Source organism: Microcoleus vaginatus HSN003 (genome assembly GCF_022701255.1).
Lineage (GTDB): Bacteria > Cyanobacteriota > Cyanobacteriia > Cyanobacteriales > Microcoleaceae > Microcoleus > Microcoleus vaginatus_B.
In genome coordinates this window covers 2,478,415-2,496,880 of record NZ_CP031705.1, presented here as the reverse complement: position 1 = coordinate 2,496,880, position 18,466 = coordinate 2,478,415, and the positions used below count along the sequence as shown (strand labels likewise).

The 18,466-nt window shown below is 46.4% G+C and carries 17 protein-coding genes; 8 read left to right on the top strand and 9 right to left on the bottom strand.

The window, feature by feature from the left end; translation table 11 throughout:
• Positions 1-149: 149 nt before the first annotated feature.
• On the bottom strand, positions 150-650 hold the full coding sequence (locus tag D0A37_RS10670) for an autotransporter (protein WP_242723980.1): 501 nt from the start codon (positions 648-650) through the stop codon (positions 150-152).
• Positions 651-1,319: 669 nt separating this feature from the next.
• On the opposite strand from D0A37_RS10670, the gene D0A37_RS10665 reads away from it, so the two are divergent.
• Positions 1,320-1,955: a L,D-transpeptidase gene (locus D0A37_RS10665; RefSeq protein WP_242723978.1), complete on the top strand. Its 636-nt coding sequence runs from the start codon at positions 1,320-1,322 to the stop codon at positions 1,953-1,955.
• A 198-nt stretch (positions 1,956-2,153) separates the two neighbouring features.
• Here D0A37_RS10665 and D0A37_RS10660 read toward each other — a convergent pair whose 3' ends face one another.
• The 8 genes from D0A37_RS10660 to D0A37_RS10630 form a co-directional block, all read right to left on the bottom strand.
• Positions 2,154-4,022 carry a tetratricopeptide repeat protein gene (locus D0A37_RS10660; protein WP_242723977.1) on the bottom strand — a complete coding sequence of 623 codons (1,869 nt, stop codon included), beginning with the start codon at positions 4,020-4,022 and terminating at the stop codon, positions 2,154-2,156.
• Positions 4,023-4,087: 65 nt separating this feature from the next.
• On the bottom strand, positions 4,088-4,882 hold the full coding sequence (locus D0A37_RS10655) for a Uma2 family endonuclease (RefSeq protein ID WP_242723976.1): 795 nt from the start codon (positions 4,880-4,882) through the stop codon (positions 4,088-4,090).
• Positions 4,883-4,886: 4 nt separating this feature from the next.
• Positions 4,887-4,997: a hypothetical protein gene (locus D0A37_RS29445; protein WP_445242547.1), complete on the bottom strand. Its 111-nt coding sequence runs from the start codon at positions 4,995-4,997 to the stop codon at positions 4,887-4,889.
• A gap of 240 nt (positions 4,998-5,237) precedes the next feature.
• Positions 5,238-5,561, bottom strand: coding sequence for a hypothetical protein (locus D0A37_RS10650; RefSeq protein WP_242723975.1), 324 nt, complete (start codon positions 5,559-5,561; stop codon positions 5,238-5,240).
• Between the two features lie 143 nt (positions 5,562-5,704).
• On the bottom strand, positions 5,705-5,983 hold the full coding sequence (locus D0A37_RS10645; protein WP_242723974.1) for a HEAT repeat domain-containing protein: 279 nt from the start codon (positions 5,981-5,983) through the stop codon (positions 5,705-5,707).
• Between the two features lie 24 nt (positions 5,984-6,007).
• Positions 6,008-6,874, bottom strand: coding sequence for a HEAT repeat domain-containing protein (locus tag D0A37_RS10640; RefSeq protein WP_242723972.1), 867 nt, complete (start codon positions 6,872-6,874; stop codon positions 6,008-6,010).
• A 143-nt stretch (positions 6,875-7,017) separates the two neighbouring features.
• The gene (locus D0A37_RS10635; protein ID WP_242723971.1) at positions 7,018-7,314 is read right to left on the bottom strand and encodes a type II toxin-antitoxin system MqsA family antitoxin; all 297 of its coding nucleotides are present in this window, start codon (positions 7,312-7,314) and stop codon (positions 7,018-7,020) included.
• A 4-nt stretch (positions 7,315-7,318) separates the two neighbouring features.
• Entirely contained in the window at positions 7,319-7,618 is a 300-nt protein-coding gene (locus D0A37_RS10630) for a DUF4258 domain-containing protein (protein ID WP_242723969.1), read from the bottom strand.
• Between the two features lie 51 nt (positions 7,619-7,669).
• Here D0A37_RS10630 and D0A37_RS10625 point away from each other — a divergent pair, with 51 nt between their 5' ends.
• From D0A37_RS10625 to D0A37_RS10595, 7 genes are all read left to right on the top strand, one after another.
• Positions 7,670-8,482: an ABC transporter ATP-binding protein gene (locus D0A37_RS10625; RefSeq protein WP_242723968.1), complete on the top strand. Its 813-nt coding sequence runs from the start codon at positions 7,670-7,672 to the stop codon at positions 8,480-8,482.
• Positions 8,483-8,652: 170 nt separating this feature from the next.
• Entirely contained in the window at positions 8,653-9,390 is a 738-nt protein-coding gene (locus tag D0A37_RS10620; RefSeq protein WP_242723967.1) for an ABC transporter ATP-binding protein, read from the top strand.
• Positions 9,387-10,247, top strand: a complete 861-nt coding sequence (locus tag D0A37_RS10615; RefSeq protein ID WP_006634644.1) for an EamA family transporter — start codon at positions 9,387-9,389, stop codon at positions 10,245-10,247. The genes D0A37_RS10620 and D0A37_RS10615 overlap by 4 nt, the downstream gene beginning before the upstream one ends.
• 191 nt (positions 10,248-10,438) lie before the next feature.
• Positions 10,439-14,344: a cobaltochelatase subunit CobN gene (gene cobN / locus D0A37_RS10610; protein WP_242723966.1), complete on the top strand. Its 3,906-nt coding sequence runs from the start codon at positions 10,439-10,441 to the stop codon at positions 14,342-14,344.
• An 85-nt stretch (positions 14,345-14,429) separates the two neighbouring features.
• Complete coding sequence (locus D0A37_RS10605; RefSeq protein WP_242723963.1) at positions 14,430-16,112, top strand: DUF1574 domain-containing protein; 1,683 nt, start codon at positions 14,430-14,432, stop codon at positions 16,110-16,112.
• Positions 16,113-16,509: 397 nt separating this feature from the next.
• Positions 16,510-17,430: an NAD(+) kinase gene (locus D0A37_RS10600; protein WP_242723962.1), complete on the top strand. Its 921-nt coding sequence runs from the start codon at positions 16,510-16,512 to the stop codon at positions 17,428-17,430.
• A gap of 236 nt (positions 17,431-17,666) precedes the next feature.
• Positions 17,667-18,152 (top strand): hypothetical protein, encoded by a 486-nt coding sequence (locus tag D0A37_RS10595; protein ID WP_242723960.1) that lies wholly within the window; start codon positions 17,667-17,669, stop codon positions 18,150-18,152.
• The last annotated feature ends 314 nt before the right edge of the window (positions 18,153-18,466 follow it).

Here is an 18,466-nt window from a genome sequence, read left to right as displayed (position 1 = left end):
AGTCAATCGATTTTAGATTTTAGATTTTAGATTTTAGATTAAAGAATTGAAGAAAGCGACCCCACGAATGAATCTGGGGGCCCGGAACCAAATTGCTTGATTGTCATTGCCCATCTTCAATCGAAAATCTAAAATCGTATAACCTAGGTCTACCAAAGTCCTCTCACAGGAGCCGGAGCCGGACGAGGAGCCGGAATTGGACGGGGAGCCGGAACTGGAGCCGAACGCGGAACGGGAGCCGGACGAGGTACCGGAGCGGGTGCTGGGGCCGGACGCGGTGCCGGTGCTGGGGTTGCGGGACGAACAACCGTTGCTGCTACCACCTTATAATCGGGGATCACCGCGATATTTTGTATCTGAGATCCGGCGACTGTAGCTCTGACTTTCATTCCCGGTACGAGGCCAATAATTCTCAGGACGCATCTTTGAATCCTGAGAGTCCTGTACGGCGCGCTTTCTTCGCGAATAGTTACTACGTCGCCGACAATACTTTTGACAAAACCGGTAATGGTTCGAGTGCTTGCTGTTGTGGTGGTCTGCGTTTGGGCTATTTGAGTTGCAGGGTTAGCCATCGCAGGATGTACTGAGACCGCCGAAATTACCACCGACAGTGTTGCACCTGTCAATAATTTGATGTTCTGAAGACGCATTGAAACCTCACATTAACTGCTATTCAGGGTCGGGTTTGCTTCCGCTGCGCGAAAGTCCCAACCTCTCTACCTAATCCAGTTTAATCCCCAGAGTAGGAAATTTATGACAATCTCAAAAAAAGATTATCGAACAAGTATTGAAAGACTAAATTTTACATCATAAGTTCCCAATTAACAACAAGTTCAGCGGTTCGCATCTCTCGAGTGTTGACGTGATATATTAAGTTTATTAGATCGACCTTAGCAGTTTTTTTCCGCCAACCTAACTGTTGCTGGGGGGAACTCTACCCAAAGACAGATTATGCTTGCCGGATACAGCAGCGCCATAGTTTGAATACTTGATCCCCAGTCGGCCATGGCTAAAAAATCAAATTAGTCGGAGGTAAAATTTAATCATGTTCTTGGAATATTTACGCATAAACCGGGTTTTCTCAGGACATTCTATTGCGTAATTCCACTGAGCCTCTTATAAAAACCTTGTGGTTTTAGTATTATTGCCTAAGCTTTGTGTTGAGTTACAAGTTATCAGTGGTGGAATTTTACCTAAAAACTGTGCAGCGCAGTTGCCGTCAAAAAGCCATCTCAAAATTTTGTGATCAGGTGCGGTTGGCGGATAATTAGATAGGAACTTTGTAGGAACTGCTGGTGAGGAGTTTAGCGAACAAAACAATGGTGAAGAGCAAATTTTTGTTTAACAAGTTAATTGTACTGAGCTTGAGTGCAGCGGCGCTGTCGGTGGGTCTACAGCCGCAGGCCACTGCCGAACTGGTGGCTAATTCAAGTAATAGTGCGATCGCAGCGCAGCGGCCCACATCCGAGGCACAATTGCCGAATCTCGGAACCCCAGAACTGCCGCCCTTGGGAGAACCATTTCGTTATATTCCCCAGGAACCAAAGCCTGCGGTAAGTCCTATTGAGGAAGTGCGTTTAGTGCTGAAATTACGAGAACGCCGCGTTTATGTTTACCGACAAAATAAGGTGCAAACCAGTTTCCCGGTTGCTGTGGGAAAAGGCGGGTGGGAAACTCCTACAGGCAATTTTAAAGTTATGCAAATGATCAAAGATCCAGTTTGGCAAAATCCTTGGACAGGAGAACTTATTCCTGCTGGGCCAGACAATCCATTAGGGAGTAGGTGGATGGGGTTTTGGACGGATGGCAAGAATGTGATTGGTTTTCATGGTACTCCGAATCCAGAGTCGATCGGGGGGGCGGCTTCTCACGGCTGCGTCAGAATGTTTGATAAAGACGCACAGGCTTTATTTGAGAAAGTCGCAGTTGGCACACCGGTGATAGTTGAGCATTAATTATTTGGAGGTTGGGGTGCATAAAAACACATGAACAGGCAAGATGCCTGTTCCACAAAGACTTAAATTTGGTTGTGGGGTGGGCAGGAGATCCCACCCATGAAAGACTTATTGATAATGCAGCTATTGGGTGAGTTATAACTTACACCTTAAACCTCTGTCAGCAACAGGCTTTCAGGCCTGTTCCACAACAAAGAGTTAAATAGATTGCTGATATTTTTCCAGCAACTCCGGGATGTAATCGTAGCCATCAACACCGATCGCCGGAATGATATTCGCTCGACTTTTCGCCAAAGATTGTTTAAAAGATTCCGCCCCCATTTGACCCCGCAAAATTGTTAACAAACCAGCCGATTGACGCCACTCGATCGCACCAATTTGCTCCAAAGTATACATCCCCAAACTGCCCGCAAATATCGCTTTTTCTAGTGAGTTGATTCTGTAATAAGCTTGAGCCAAGTAAGCCAAATTCAGACCTTGCAAATATAAATCCCCTGAGAATTGAGCCGCTTGCCAACCTTTGAGCAAATACTCGATCGCAGCTTCAGCATTTTCCAGGGCAATTTTAGCAATACCGAGACTGCTAGAACAAAAAGCTTGACTTTGGCGATCGCCCAATTTTTCCGATAGCAACAAACCTTGTTCCAAATAACCGATCGCACTCTCGTAAACCTCCGGTTCCACCTCCTCCAACTGCCGCGCTTGAAACACTTCACTGTAACCCAAATTAGCCAGAGCATTTGCCTCGCCTTGTCGCTCTCCCGCTTGTCGTGCCATAATTAAAGCCCGCTGGCTGTAATTAATCGCTTCCTGATAATTTTTTTGAGCAACATAGTTACGGCTGATGTGATTGAGATTGGCAACTTCGCAAGCTTTGTCTCCTTCGGTACGGGCAATTTCCAGCGCTTGCTTGTGTAGCAAGATCGATCGCTCGTAGGCCCCAGCCGCCTGCATCGAATAACCCAAAAGCGTCAGAATCCGAGCTTTCGCTTGAGTGCCTTCAACTCGCCGCAGCGGTTCGTCTAAATAATCCAAAGTATGCCGCAGGGCTTTACCATCAAACGAAGCAAAAATTCCCCCGTAAAGCGGAAAATATTCTCGCTGAGAAAAAGCGCGCAAAATTTGCAAAGTTACTTGAAAACAAGCATTTGCCAACTGCTCGCCGCTTTTGGTAGAATTATTAAACCCACTAGCTAGCTGACTCCAAATTACCGCAAAAGTAATGTAAGTAGAAATTGAAGCTTTTGTTGACACTTTGGAATCATAAACTTGCTTATCAAACCATGTCGCCAACGCCCGTTGCAAGCACTGCAAAATAATCGCCGCTTCCACCAAGATGCCTAAATCTAAACTCGATTGCTGGGCTGCGAATTGAACTACAGATTCACCGACTGCAATAGTATTCAACAGAGCCTGGGGAAAGGGACTGTTAACTTTTTTTGCCCAAAAAGCCCAAGGCCCATTTTGTTCGGGACTACCGGCAAATCCTAGCTGCTGCGGCTGATAAATCCAGCCCACAAGTTCCGGTTCCAAACGCTGCCAAGATTCTAAACCTTTGGCGATGCCGACGGTGATTTGCTGCAAATCTTGTTCGGTTTCGGGATTGGCAGTTTGCAGCATTTGTTGGTGTAGGGATTTTGCCAATTGCTGCAATTGAGCCAGAGTCAGCGGATGTTCTTTATTCGGGTCAATTACTTGTAATAATGCCAGGAGGCGGGCGTTAGATTCGGCAGTAACGATTTGTTGGATTGAGGATGCAATTTCGCGATCGACGCGGTTATCTTTCTGCCACCGTTCCCATTCTCCTTGGATGGTTTTGAGAGCTCGGAGAGTGCGATTTGCCTTTGCTTGTTTGATTTCGTCTTTTTCATTTCTGACTTGATTTTCTGCGGCATCAAGGCGTTCGCCGAAACAGCGTTCAAAGATTTCGCCGGTACCGGTGCTAATGTCTTGCACCAGCATTTGATAAACTTGTTCTTTGGAGCGAATTTGACCTTTGAGGGTGATTTCGACAATTTTGTCGATTAGGGCTAGGTAGCGATCGCGCAGTGAGGTAGAGTCTGGCATAAGTTATTTTTAGTTAATAAGTTTTTATTGACACCGCAGACAGTATTTGGCGCTGCTACTTAATTTTACAGCTCATCCGGATTAATGCCCATTGCTCGGAGGCGATCGGCTAATCGATTTGCTCGCTGACTTTCTGATTCTGCCCGCTGACTTTCTAATTCAGCTCGCTGACTTTCTAATTCAGCTCGCTGCCTTTCAAACTCCTCGGGAGTTAGAACCCAATTTCCACTGACATCGTACCAGCGCAGCCACAACCTCGAACAACCTTGATAACACCCTTCCCACCAACCTATACCTAATTCTAATTCCGGTATCCAGAATCTGGGTTCGGTTAAAAATTGTTCGCGGTAACGATTGCCAATCAAGCGAAATACTCTCAGTTGATTGTTGTACCGACTGAAAACAAAGTAGTAAGGAATCTGCAAAATCTGTTCGTAAACTCGCCACTTAGTAGGGGGTTTATTTCGTGCTTCTTCTGTAATTCCTAAATCCTCATCTTCAGTTCCAGGTGATAGCAGTTCTACTACTACCAGAGGACTGACATTTTCTTGCCACATCACGTAGCTGAGGCGCAATTCGTCACCTTGATATAATCTCGGAACCCCCAAGACGACAAACCAATCAGGTCTTTTGTACCAATTGAGATGGTTAGAATCGTAGTAGAGATTAAGGTCTGTCGCTATAAATATTTGTTCTGGCGGATGGTTGGCGGGGCGGCAGGTTAGACGCAGCAGTTCGGGTTGAAAGTCGTGAAATTCGTCAGGCAAACCGGGTTCCTCCGGGTCTTCACTGGGTAAATCATACATCGTAGGGAGGACTTTTGTTCGCGAAGGCTGCGAATCCGGTTCGTACATCGTCATAAGATTACCCAGGCGAGACGGCTTGACGAGATTGAGGCGGTACGGTAATTGTAATATTATAGCGCGATGTGATTTCTTGCGGCAGAAAGTCGGTATCTTTTGCACCGATACTTATTTTATCGTGATAGCAATTTTTTACTGCTAACAGAAAGCCTTTGCTCGCTTCGGGTTAATTTTGGGAGTCTGCTACCTGCAAAATTTTTTGCCCTTTCCTCTCATCTTTACCGTTAATATCTAGCAAATACAACCCACCTAAATACTCGCCTAGCGGATGCAGAGAAAAACGGATTTGGTCGTGTGCGACACCTATTGTTTGGATGATTATGAGTTTTTATTCTAGATACTTGAGCCGTAATTATGCCTTTTCTTCACCCAGAGCACTTCTCGCATTTTGACGGTTGGCGGCTGCGGAGCGGTAGGTTGGTTTCAGGCATTCCCAGGGTATGATTTTAGCATCTTTGTGGACGGTATAATCGCTAAATTTCTCCCCCGGCACACTGTGATTGACTTGGTTTAAGTAGTGCAGCATTAACTCGGCAATATTATCAGGTAAATTGCCATCTCTTGTGCCTTGTTTCTTGGCAATCAGTTGGTCGGCATAGAGCTTGGCTAGCAAAACGGTGATGTTTCTGTAGCCGGCTATTTCGGTTTTAAGGTTTCGTAGATTTTTCGCCAGCACCGCCTGGGAGTGGCAGAGGTTCCGAAGAGGAAAAATAAGTAAATTCCCCCGATGTAGGGATTTGTGGGAATTGATTCGATGTATGGGCGATTACTTTGTTCGGCTTTGAGCTCATTGATGTATATGCGGAGATTTGCGATCGTTTATTGTGAGAAATTAGCTTCAGATTCTGCCACAAATTTTAAGGCAGATTCTAAGTTGGATACAGCTATATCTAACTCCTGTGAAGTTACCCAATTTGCTTTTTTTTGAAGGCTAAAACCGATTTTCTCGAAAGCTTTAGCTACATCGCCGCGCCCAACTACATCGGAGTCTTGAAGCAGGGGAACTAGCTGCGACAGTGCAGTTTTAGCTTCTGCACCGATATCCCCCAAAGCGAAGGCTGCACTACTACGCACATCTGCATCGGAGTCTTTCAGCAAGACAATTAGCTGTGGCAGTGCAGTTTAAGCTTTTGCACCGATTTTCTTCAAAGCAGAGGCTGCACTACTACGCACATTTGGATTGGAGTCTTTCAGCAAGACAATTAGCTGCGGCAGTGCAGTTTTAGCTTCTGCACCGATACTTCCCAAAGCATTGGCTGCACTACTACGCACAGTTGCATCTGAGTCTTGAAGCAGGGGAATTAGCTGCGGCAGTGCAGTTTTAACTTCTGCACGCATCCTTGCCAAAGCATAGTCAGCACGGCTACGCACCTTTGCATCGGAGTCTTTCAGCAACAGAATTAGCTGCGGCAGTGCAGTTTTAGCTTCTGCACCGATACTTCCCAAAGCATTGGCTGCACGGCTACGCACAGTTGCATCAGAGTCTTTCAGCAAGAGAATTAGCTGCGGCAGTGCAGTTTTAGCTTCTGCACCAATCCTTCCCAAAGCATAGTCAGCACGGCTACGCACAGTTGCATCGGAGTCTTTCAGCAAGAGAATTAGCTGCGGCACAGCAGTTTTAGCTTCTGCACCAACCGACACATCTGAGTCTTTCAAGGTTTTGACAAAGGCAGGAATAGCAGGAAGAGCAATTTGTCTTAGAACCTCAGCAGCACTCTGGCCGACTGACAAATTCTGATCCTGCAAAGCTTCCATCCAATCAGGGATGGCTGGTTCACCTATTTTTCGTAACAGCTTAATAGCTGCATCAAGTGCCGTTTCATCGTTACTGTTTAACTTCTCGGTGAGGAAGGCAATCTGTTTGGGATTAGCTGTGGGTTCGTCCCCAATTCCAGCCGCAGCATTGCGAGTCAACAGCAAAGGCGATGTGAAAGATAGAAACGAGAGAGCAATTACGGCAACTAATCTTTGTCGGCAGTGCTTCGTCATGGGCTAGAATCCTTGTGTTTGATGAGGCGTCTCAGCCATTTGAATAATTGTGTATACATTCTCATCAAACTGGTTTCAGCACTCCGGGCCATCTAAATTGGTGCTTGTCTGTCGTGAAATCGATCGCCCTAAATCCCCCTTTTCTAGGGGGACTTTAAGAAGATTCTGCTTCTTCCCTTAACAAACAATTCTTTACGTGGAACTCTTGCTGGGGTTTTCAATCTAGGAATCGGCATTTCATTCTGCTGGTGAATAGCAAAGAAATGGCGCTCAATTTCTTTAAGAACTGCTGCATCATAATAAATCATGCCACAATCAAGACAACTCTCTACTGGCGTGTTAGGAACTAGCAAGTATTTACCTTTATGACTGTAAAGGTAATCGATTCTACGTTCCTCATAGCGGTTGCTACCGCAGGTATTGCATCGGATTTCTCGCATGGGTCTATCCTCTAGTTCTAGGGTTAATAAAATTGGGGGGACTGGGAATATATACAGTTATAATTGCTACTTTTTCACCGCGCCAACCACAGACTATATGAATAGGAATTTCACCTGCATAACCTAATATTAGACAGCTTTCACCTCGACCAGTGTTAGGATATTGCTCAAGTATCTCTCCGTTGAGTAAAGCTTCCTCAACCTGAGTAAAGGTTAACCCATCAGCCTGACGCTCGATATCTCCATGACCTGTGTAAACATACAGATTTTGGCGAACTCTTGCTTGAATTTCCTCTACTTTCATTTATACTTAAGTCTAAGGCATAATTAGAGAATCACTATTTTATCATATTTGATGATTTCCGAACCCCTTACCCTCTCAACAAGTAATCCTGTTTTAGCAGCCAAAGGATTAACTCGTCGTTTTGGTGGTTTAATTGCTGTAAACAACGTATCTTTTACAGTTGAAAAACACGAAATTTTTGGATTAATCGGCCCTAACGGCGCGGGCAAGACAACTCTATTTAATCTAATGACTGGACTGATACCTGCTTCTAGTGGCAACCTGATTTATCAAAATGAAAATATTTCCCACTTGAAGCCTTATCAAATTGCTAATAAAGGTATTGCCAGAACTTTTCAAAATATCCGGTTGTTTGGGGAACTTTCTGCAGTGGAAAATGTGGCGATCGCCCGACACATCCACAGTCGATCGGGCAATCCAGTTTTATCGGTGCTGGCCGGGATTTTCGGCTTGCCAGCATCTAACGCAATGGAACGCAAAACCCAGCGAAAAGCCTTAGAATTGTTGGATTTAGTCGGATTGGGCGATCGCGCGGGCGAACAAGCCAAAAACTTGGCCTACGGCGACCAGAGGCGCTTAGAAATTGCCCGCGCTTTAGCCTTAGAACCGCAAATACTCTTGTTAGATGAACCTGCGGCGGGCATGAATCCCAATGAAAAGCACAAATTAAGCGAATTTATCCGAGAAGTCCGCCAACAATTCAATTTAACTGTAATATTGATCGAGCATCATGTACCGCTAGTTATGGGATTGTGCGATCGGATTGCCGTTTTGCATTTCGGTCAGCTTATTGCCTTGGGAGAACCTGCTGTTGTGAGAAATGACCCGGCGGTAATTGAGGCTTATTTGGGAGATGAAACGTAGACATTGTAAATGTTTGCCTGCTCTGGCGGGGAACGAGTAAAATTAAGAGTTAGCCTTAAATGAATCTTCCAGTCCTTTTAAGAGGACTTCAGCTAGGAACCAGGGGTTCCAACCCCTGGCGTACTGCTGAAAAAGAGACGGTTTTGTTATCAAAAATCAAGTCACAAAAAATGCAACAGAGTCCACCAAAAACAACCCCAAACATCCTCTTAGAACTCAAAAATGTTTCTGTAAATTATGGGGGCATTCAAGCCATACAAAATATTAATCTCACGATTAATGCAGGCGAGGTTGTCAGTCTCATCGGTGCCAACGGTGCGGGCAAAAGTACCACCCTGAGAGCGATTTCTAAAATAGTTAATTTGCGACAAGGACAAATTCTTTATAGCGGGCGCGATATTAGCCGCCGCCAAGCTCACGAAGTTGTGAAATTGGGAATCGCCCACAGTCCAGAAGGGCGGCGGGTTTTGGCCCAGCAAACGGTGTTAACTAACTTGGAATTGGGGGCCTATATTCGATCGGACTCGGCGGCTGTAAAAGCCGATTTAGAGCGCCAACTTGAGGTATTTCCGCGCCTAGCAGAAAGGCGTCGCCAGCTAGCAGGAACTCTCAGTGGCGGGGAACAGCAAATGCTGGCGATCGCCCGTGCTCTGATGTCGCGCCCGAAACTGCTATTATTAGACGAACCCAGTTTAGGCTTAGCACCCGCGATCGTCAAAGAAATTTTTGCAATTATTCAAAACCTGCGCTCCACAGGCGTTACAATCCTCTTAGTCGAACAAAACGCCAGTTTAGCACTGCAAATTGCCGATCGGGGTTACGTACTAGAAGCTGGTAATATTACCCTCACAGGTATTGGAACGGATTTGCTAAACGACGAGCGAGTCAGGAGCGCATATTTAGGATGAGTTGGTTGATTTTGGGAATTTTGACCGCTTTTTTTGAAGCTGTCAAAGACGTTTTTGGCAAACAAAACCTCAAAAAAAGTGACGAATATGTCGTCGCTTGGTCTCTCTCATTTTTTTCAGTCATCTGTTTGCTTCCCTGGGTATTATATACAGGAATTCCGCCATTAAACTCTCAATTTTGGCTCGCCCTATTAATCGGAGGTAGCATCAACGCTGTCACAGCCCTCCTCTACATCAAAGCCATCAAAGTATCAGATTTATCCCTGACACTACCGATGGTAGCTTTGACACCATTATTCATGTTGGTAACTTCACCGTTAATTGTCGGTGAATATCCCAAATTTTTTGATTATATTGGCATTTTACTAATCGTAGCAGGCTCTTATTTATTAAATATCAAAGAGAAATCTAAAGGATATTTAGCCCCATTCAAAGCACTGCTGGATGAACCCGGACCCAAATTGATGTTAATCGTCGCAGTACTATGGAGTATTGCCGCAAATTTTGACAAAATAGGAGTTACAAATTCCAACCCTATTTTTTGGGTATTCTCTTTGTTTGGTACTATGAGTGTGTTGCTACTGCCAGTTTTATTGCACAAAACCCCAAATCCAGGGCGACAAATTTTCAAACAATTACCAATGCTAGCTGCTATGGGGTTTTTCAATGCTATTGGAATAATTTTTCAAATGCAAGCTTTGACATTAGCTTTCGTAGTGCAAGTGATCGCGATTAAACGTACTAGCGTGTTAATGGGTGTATTGTTCGGTCATTTCCTTTTTAAGGAAAAAGATATTCAACAAAGATTCTTAGGGGCGGGAATCATGATTTTGGGAGTTTTATTTATCAGTTTATAGGTTGAGATTTCCGGGACTTTGACGCTCGTTCTCTCCCCGAATGTAGGCGCGGTGCCCCCGTGCTCGCCTTCTCTCGATTGGGCGGGGATTTCTGGGTTGGAAACACGTCCTCGACTCTATTGATGTATAAGTCATGTTATACTCAAGGCGATCGCACTTTCTCTCACTATTTATTAAGATAAAAAAAATTAATGCACAAAATAGCCGCCACACCCGGAGGTTGGAACCCTCAAGCAGAAGGAGTAATTTTTATTCAGCAAACCCCAGCACCAATAGTATTTATTAGTGCTGCTGATACCGACATTCAAACTCTCGCAGCGGCGGCATCCAAAATGCCGGCAGCATTCCCCAAAGTGCGCGCAGTAAACCTGCTTCAGTTGCAGCAACAACTAACAATTGATACTTATGCCGAGGAAGTTTTAGAACGCGCAGAGGTCATAATCTTAAGACTGTTAGGGGGGCGTTCTTATTGGTCTTACGGGTTAGAAATTCTGCGGGAAACTGTGCAGAAAACTAACGCATCACTGATTGTAATGCCGGGGGAAGACAGTCCAGATCCCGATTTGATCAGCCATTCCAATGTATCGCTGTCAGCAGTCAATCAACTGTGGCGCTACTTCACAGAAGGCGGAGTCCAAAACTTTGTTAATGCACTAAAATTTGCCGCCGATACTTGCTTGAAAACTGCTTATAATCCGCCTCTACCTCAAACAGTTTCCCGCGTCGGAATTTACGAATGCGGCGGAGAAGCGGGGGCGTGTTTTGCAACTTTACAACCAGATTCAGATCTCCCTAAATCCCCCTTAAGAAGGGGGACTTTGACAACTTCTTGCTCCCCCCTTATTAAGGGGGGCTGGGGGGGATCTCCGGCTTTACCAACTCTAGCTAAAGTCGGAATCTTATTTTATCGAGCTCATTACTTATCAGGAAACTTAGCACCAATAGATGCACTTTGTCAAGCTCTAGCAGAGCGAAACTTAGTACCACTTCCCGTCTTTGTGTCTTCTTTGCGGGAACCAGATTTGCAAATAGAATTGCTGGACTATTTTCAACCTAAAGAATCAGAACCCATTCAATTATTGCTCAACACCACCAGCTTTGCAGTCTCCGGTTTCAGCAGCCAAGAACCCGAACAAAACAGCTTAAAATCCTTAGACGTTCCCGTATTGCAAGCAATCTTCAGCGGCGGCGGTTTGGAACAGTGGGAAACTGAATTACAAGGACTTTCTCCCCGCGATGTGGCGATGAATGTAGCATTGCCGGAAGTAGACGGCAAAATCATTACTAGGGCTGTTTCTTTTAAAGCCGTACAGACTTGGAATAGCGAATTAGAAACCGATGTAGTAGGCTATGTAGCAGCGGGCGATCGCATTTCATTTGTAGCAGATTTAACCGCGAATTGGGTGAAAATGAAACAAACCCCAGCCGCCAACCGACGCATCGCCATAATTTTAGCAAATTACCCCACCCGCAACGCCCGCTTAGCCAACGGTGTCGGCTTAGATACGCCCGCTAGCTGTGTCGAAATCCTCAAAGCTATGCAGCAAGCTGGCTATCAAATTGAAAATATCCCCGCTAGTGGCAACGAGTTAATTGAACTCCTGACTTCGGGCGTGACAAATGACCCGGAAGGACGCGAATTGCGGCCTGTTCATCAATCTTTGGATTTGGCAGAATATGAAGAATATTTTGCTACTTTGCCGCAGGAAGCGCAAGATGGGATTTGTAAAAGATGGGGGCTTCCGGGAAGCTATGCACAAGACTTTATAAGTAACAATACGTCTTTTGCGATTCCCGGGATTCAGTTCGGTAATGTATTTGTAGGAATTCAACCATCGCGGGGATATGAACTTGACCCCGCCTTAAATTATCACGCACCGGATTTAGAACCTACTCACAATTATCTAGCTTACTATTATTGGCTGCGAGAAAAGTTGGGAATTGACGCCATAATTCATGCCGGAAAACACGGCAATTTAGAATGGCTTCCTGGTAAAAGCATAGCATTGTCTAACAAATGTTATCCAGAAGTAGCTTTAGGCGCGATGCCGAATTTTTATCCCTTCATTGTCAACGATCCGGGGGAAGGTTCCCAAGCAAAAAGACGATCGCAAGCCGTGATAATCGACCACCTGACACCGCCGATGACTCGCGCCGAACTCTACGGGCCTTTGCAGCAGTTGGAAACCTTAATCGACGAATATTGCGAAGCCCAAAGTTTAGATCCGTCCAGATTGCCGATGATTCGCGATCGCATTCTCGCCCTCACCAACAAAGAAAACTTGGATCGAGAGTTAGGAATACAACTAAATAAATCCGAATTTACAGAATTTATCACCCGTACCGATGGCTATCTTTGCGAACTCAAAGAATCCCAAATTCGCGACGGATTGCACATTTTCGGGCAGTGTCCCGAAGGTAGACAATTGCGCGATTTGATAATTGCGATCGCCCGCCATCCTACCAACGGGCGATCGGGCATAACCCGCGCCCTAGCAGAAGACTCAGGCTACGATTTTGACCCCTTAACCTGCGATCCAACATCGATTATTCAGCACCGCACAGCAGGCGATTTAACAGCAGAACTCGAAGAAAAAGCCGCAGAATTAGTAGATGATTTAATTAAAAACATCTCCGTTTATCCGCGTTCATCTGCGAATAAAAATATCCACATAGGAGAAGCAACCCAACAAGAATTAGACTGGATAAATAACTATCTTTTACCTTCACTCCTCCAAACAAACCAAGAAATTACCAACCTTTTGCGCGGACTAGATGGGCGGCACATACCAAGCGGCGCATCCGGCGCGCCCACTCGCGGCAGACCAGATGTATTGCCCACTGGTCGCAATTTTTACTCAGTAGATATCCGGGCCATTCCCACAGAAACCGCCTGGAGAGTTGGCCGAGTTGCTGCTGAAACTTTAATCGAAAGATACACCCAAGAAAATGGCGAATATCCTAAAACTTTGGGTTTGTCAGTGTGGGGAACATCCACCATGCGGACGGGGGGAGACGACATCGCCGAAGCCTTGGCCCTGATAGGAGTTCAACCAGTTTGGGATGGGCCTTCGCGGCGGGTTGTAGATTTTGAAATATTGCCAGTTTCTGTTTTGGGAAGGCCGCGCGTTGATGTTACTTTGCGGATTTCTGGGTTTTTCCGCGATGCTTTTTTTAATTTAATTGATTTGTTTGACAGTGCGGTAAAAGCTGTGGCAGATTTAGACGAATCGCCAGAAAACAATCCTTTAGCCGCACAAGTTAAGGAAGAGATTTTGTATTGGGAATCTACAGGTTTGAGTCAGGAAGAGGCCCAAGGGCGATCGCAATTTCGAGTCTTTGGCTCAAAACCAGGTGCTTACGGCGCAGGACTTCAAGGCATAATTGAAGCTCAAAACTGGACAGACGACAGCGATTTAGCAAAAGCTTACATTAATTGGAGCAGTTACGCCTATACCTCCTCTAGTTCCTCAAATTTGCCGGGAGATGTAGCAGGAGTTAAACAGAGTGAATGGGGATCTTCTGCACCCGAAGCATTTGAAAAACGCCTCGGCCAAATGCAAATAGTTCTGCAAAACCAAGACAACCGCGAACACGACATCCTCGACTCCGACGATTATTATCAATTCCAAGGGGGAATGACGGCCGCAATTCGCAATTTGCAAGGCAAAAATCCTGAAACCTATTTCGGAGATAATTCAATTCCTGAAAATCCGAAAGTGCGGCAACTGAGAGAAGAAATTGCACGGGTTTATCGCAGTAGGGCTGTGAATCCCAAATGGATAGAAGGTGCAATGCGACACGGTTATAAAGGCGCGTTTGAAATTGCAGCAACTGTTGATTTTTTGTTTGCTTATGATGCTACGGCAAATTGTGTAGAGGATTTTATGTATGAAGGAATCGCAGAGGCTTACATTTTTGATGAGAAAGTGCAGACATTTATTCAAGAAAACAATCCTTGGGCGCTGCGAGATATGGCGGAAAGATTGCTAGAAGCTCGTCAGCGGGGGTTGTGGCAGAGTGCGAAGCAGGATACATTGGATAAATTGAGGTCGATCGCCCTGCAAGCCGAAGCTGTCATCGAATCCCATACATAAATACTCAAAACGTCACGATCGCCGCAGCAGAGGAATGGCCGCTTGCGGTAATATCTAGTAATGTTTCGCGATCGCTGAAAGCTTTATGATTCGCCGCTACATTGCTAGCATCAGCACCAGCATCCTCAAACGTACCTGCGCCGCAACCACCTTGCTAGCCTTAACTTTGGGATGTTCGTCAACGAAGCCGCCCAACACCGCAGCGCCATCGGGTTCGATCGAATCCGCAGTCCTAGCGCAGTCCCCAACCTCTCTGTTAGCTCAAAACCTCAACAAATCCAAAAAACCCCTCAGCGTTGCTTCATGCCCCCAAAACGATGGCTTCACGGAGTCGGTTAACTTTGCGACCCAAGCTTCTAATTTGGCTCAATCAGCCAATTCAAAACAAGACTGGGACGAAGTAGCCGCCCTGTGGGTGCAGGCCGTCGCCTGGATGCAAGCCGTTCCCCCCGGCAGTCCCAGACGGGCGTTTGCTGAGAAAAAAGTAATCGAGTACATGAGAAACCTGGTTTATTCCCAGCAGCAAGCGAGTGCAATCAGATCGCAAGCCAGTACAGTCAGCTTCAGCAGCGATTTGCTCAACGAACAACTCGAACTTTACCTATCCTACGTTGCTGCGGTCGGCCCACCAGATGTTTTGATTGTCGGCAGTTCCCGCGCATTGCAGGGCGTTGATCCCAAACAGCTAAAACACTCTTTGGCCCAAAGGGGCCGTCCGGGCTTAAAAGTATTTAACTTTTCAGTCAATGGCGCAACTGCACAAGTAGTTGACTTTCAACTACGCCGGCTTTTGAAGCCCGGTCATTTGCCTCAAATGATTATCTGGGCAGACGGTGTGCGGGGATTTAACAGCGGCCGGGACGATCGCACTTTTAATTCGATCGTCGATTCTGAAGGCAGCCAACTTTTAGCCCTAGGCGTTCGCCCCGAACTGCCGTCGGATGAACCGAATGTGATTCCGCTGTGTTACAGATTCCCGCAGCCCTGCGCTAACAAAACTTTCCGCAGAGTACAGGCATCTGTCCATCGACCTTTAAGCGGGCAAGACAGCCACCCCCCAATCAAATTCCTGTCCAGTGGAACGGGCATCTTGCCCGTTGCTGACACCTCTAGTGGAACGGGCATCTTGCCCGTTGCTGACACCCACCCCCCAATCAAATTCCTGTCCAGTGGAACGGGCATCCTGCCCGCTGCCTCAAATGCTGCCAGATATGAGTTAAAACCGATCGCAGCGGATGCAGCAACTCAAAAAGCACAATTGATTCCAGTCTCGCGACGGACAACAGTAGCAATGAGGCAAGTCAACCAATTGACATATTCGATCGACTCCAACGGATTCATGGCTATGTCGGCCAAGTACAATCCCAACACTTATTATCGAGAACGCGCTTACGTTTCAGGCCAGTACGATCGCGACTACGAAAACTTCAATCTCGGAGGCAAACAAGCAACAGCCTTTAATTCAGTTGTAGCATTTACCAAAGCTCGCAAAATACCCCTGATTTTCGTCAATTTGCCCCTCACCAACGACTACTTAGACGGAACTCGTCTGCGCGCCGAACAGCAGTTCCGGCAGCGAATGCAGCAACTCTCGCGGCAAAAAGGCTTCGCTTTCCGCGACTTTTCGCAGCGGTGGCCCGGCCGCAATGACTATTTTGTTGACCCCAGCCACCTTAACCGCTTTGGGGCGATCGCAGTTTCTAGTCTACTCGCGGCCGATTCCAGCATTATCTGGCCACGGCCCAAATCCAGGCGCAGCGAGGGATAATACCATTTTCGATTTTCGATTTTCGATTTTCGATTAAAGAATTAGGAATGACAGATAGACATCTCCCAAAAAGCCTGTCAAGAACAGGCAGGATGCCTGTTCCACAATAATTATTGGAGATGTCTGATGAGATAAGGGTTTGGAGTTTTCCAACAATTGCATTACTTTTTGGAATTGCTATAAACCAGAGGGAGAGTCTCCGAGGGGAGATGTCCTGTGGCATCGACATAATTTCCGAGTACAGTGCGATCGTCCCGGTCGCGGCAATTCAGTCTAAAATCTAATAGACATCTCCTAAAAAGCAGGTTTTGAACAGCCAGGATGCCTGTTCCACAAGAATTATGGGAGATGTCTAATAATCTAAAATCCAAAATCTAAAATCTAAAATCGATAGGTTGTGCAACTAAAACAAGTAATTATCGCCCACAAAGCCAGAGATACCCTCAGCCAGCGGTGGGCAGAACAGTGTGCCCGCCAATTAGAAAGTCGCGGGTGTCAGGTTTTAATGGGGCCCAGTGGCCCGAAAGATAACCCATATCCGGTGTTTTTAGCTTCTAGTAACAGCCCAATTGATTTCGCGGTGGTGCTGGGGGGCGACGGTACGGCCCTAGCTGCGGCGCGGAATTTGGCGGCTGATGGCATCCCGATTTTGGCAGCGAATGTGGGGGGACATCTGGGTTTTTTAACCGAGTCTTTTGAGGATTTCCAAAATACTGAGGAGATTTGGGACAGACTTTCGGAAGACAGGTATGCCGTGCAGAAGCGGATGATGTTGCAAGCAACAGTTTTTGAGGGAAACAGAAGCAATCTCGAACCCCAAAGCGATCGATTTTTGGCACTAAATGAAATGTGTGTCAAACCTGCTTCAGCCGATCGAATGCCGAGCTGTATTCTAGAAATGGAAGTTGACGGCGAAGTAGTCGATCAATATCAAGGCGATGGTTTAATTGTGGCAACTCCCACCGGTTCGACTTGCTACACCGCATCTGCCAATGGGCCGATTATGCACTCGGGAATGGAGGCGATCGCAGTTACTCCGATTTGCCCTTTGAGTTTATCCAGTCGGGCGATCGTCCTGCCGCCCGGTTCAGTCGTCAGCATTTGGCCTTTAGCAGATTACGAACTCAGTACCAAACTCTGGACAGACGGCATTTTGGGTACTGCAATTTGGCCAGGACAGCGCGTAGACGTGCGGAGGGCAGACTGCGAAGCCAAGTTTATCATTTTGCGGGAAAACTATTCTTATTACAACACTTTGAGGGAAAAACTTCACTGGGCCGGAGCCAGAATTCGCTACAGCAACAATCACCGCAATTAATCCGAATCCTTCAATAGACATCGCAAGAATTGCCAGTCTTGAACAGGCAGGATGCCTGTTCCACAATAATAATTATTGGAGAGGTCTAATATCAACCCGCATTAACCCGTGGGGCCCGTAAGCGTGAAAAAACCTGTTAAATCACCAACAATCTAGATACAAAAACCGCCCTCAGCCAACCCATAATCTCTGTACTTTGTTAAGATCGCTCAATATCTTGACAAACAGCCTGATCCATGCAGACTTTCAAAAAATCAACCCGACCTTTCAACCCTCAAGATACATATCCCTGTCCCGTGTGCCGCACCGGTCAAATTTCTACCATGCCGATGATGGACGCCCTAGCTTGCAACTTCTGCCAGCACATTTATACCGCAAGCGTTGAAAGACAATCGCTCCAAATGGCCGATCGCCAACCGCCCGTAAGTTGGCACTGGAACGGTAAACGGTGGATAGGAGCCCACCTCGAAGGCGTAGAATTTGGATGGCCCTACTTGGCAGCGGCTTTTGGTCTAATTTTCCTTCCCACTACCTTGCTGGGACTTTCAGCTTACTATTTTCCCCCGGTTCCCGGCAGCCGCTTGTCGTGGCTGCCCGCAGCTTGGACAGGCTTAGCTTTTTTGTCCCACTTAGGCATTGTGCTATGGTTGATCGGTGAATTTTATCAATTTCCCGTGGCCACGTACTTCAGGGCTTGGGGACGGCGGATTTCCAGGCGCTAAGGCTTGGGGCAAAAAACTGCTGGTAAACAGGTTATCAAAAACTTGGGTCTAAAACCCCACTTGATGGGGGACAACCAACTTGAAAATCTGTCCAGGCGATCGTTTAAACTGAGATCTTGCACCATTCTCAATTAGCCCTTGCATTTTGTGCCAAAATGTGAAAGAAAGGGCGTATAAACAATTAGGTAGGTCAATGTTAACCATCCACCGGTATGAGTCGATCGACCGCTATGAGGCGATCGCCCGCCGTGGCCGATCGTTAAAAGATCTCAAATGGGTTCTATCAATAGTCCGGACAGTTTTTATATGGCCCA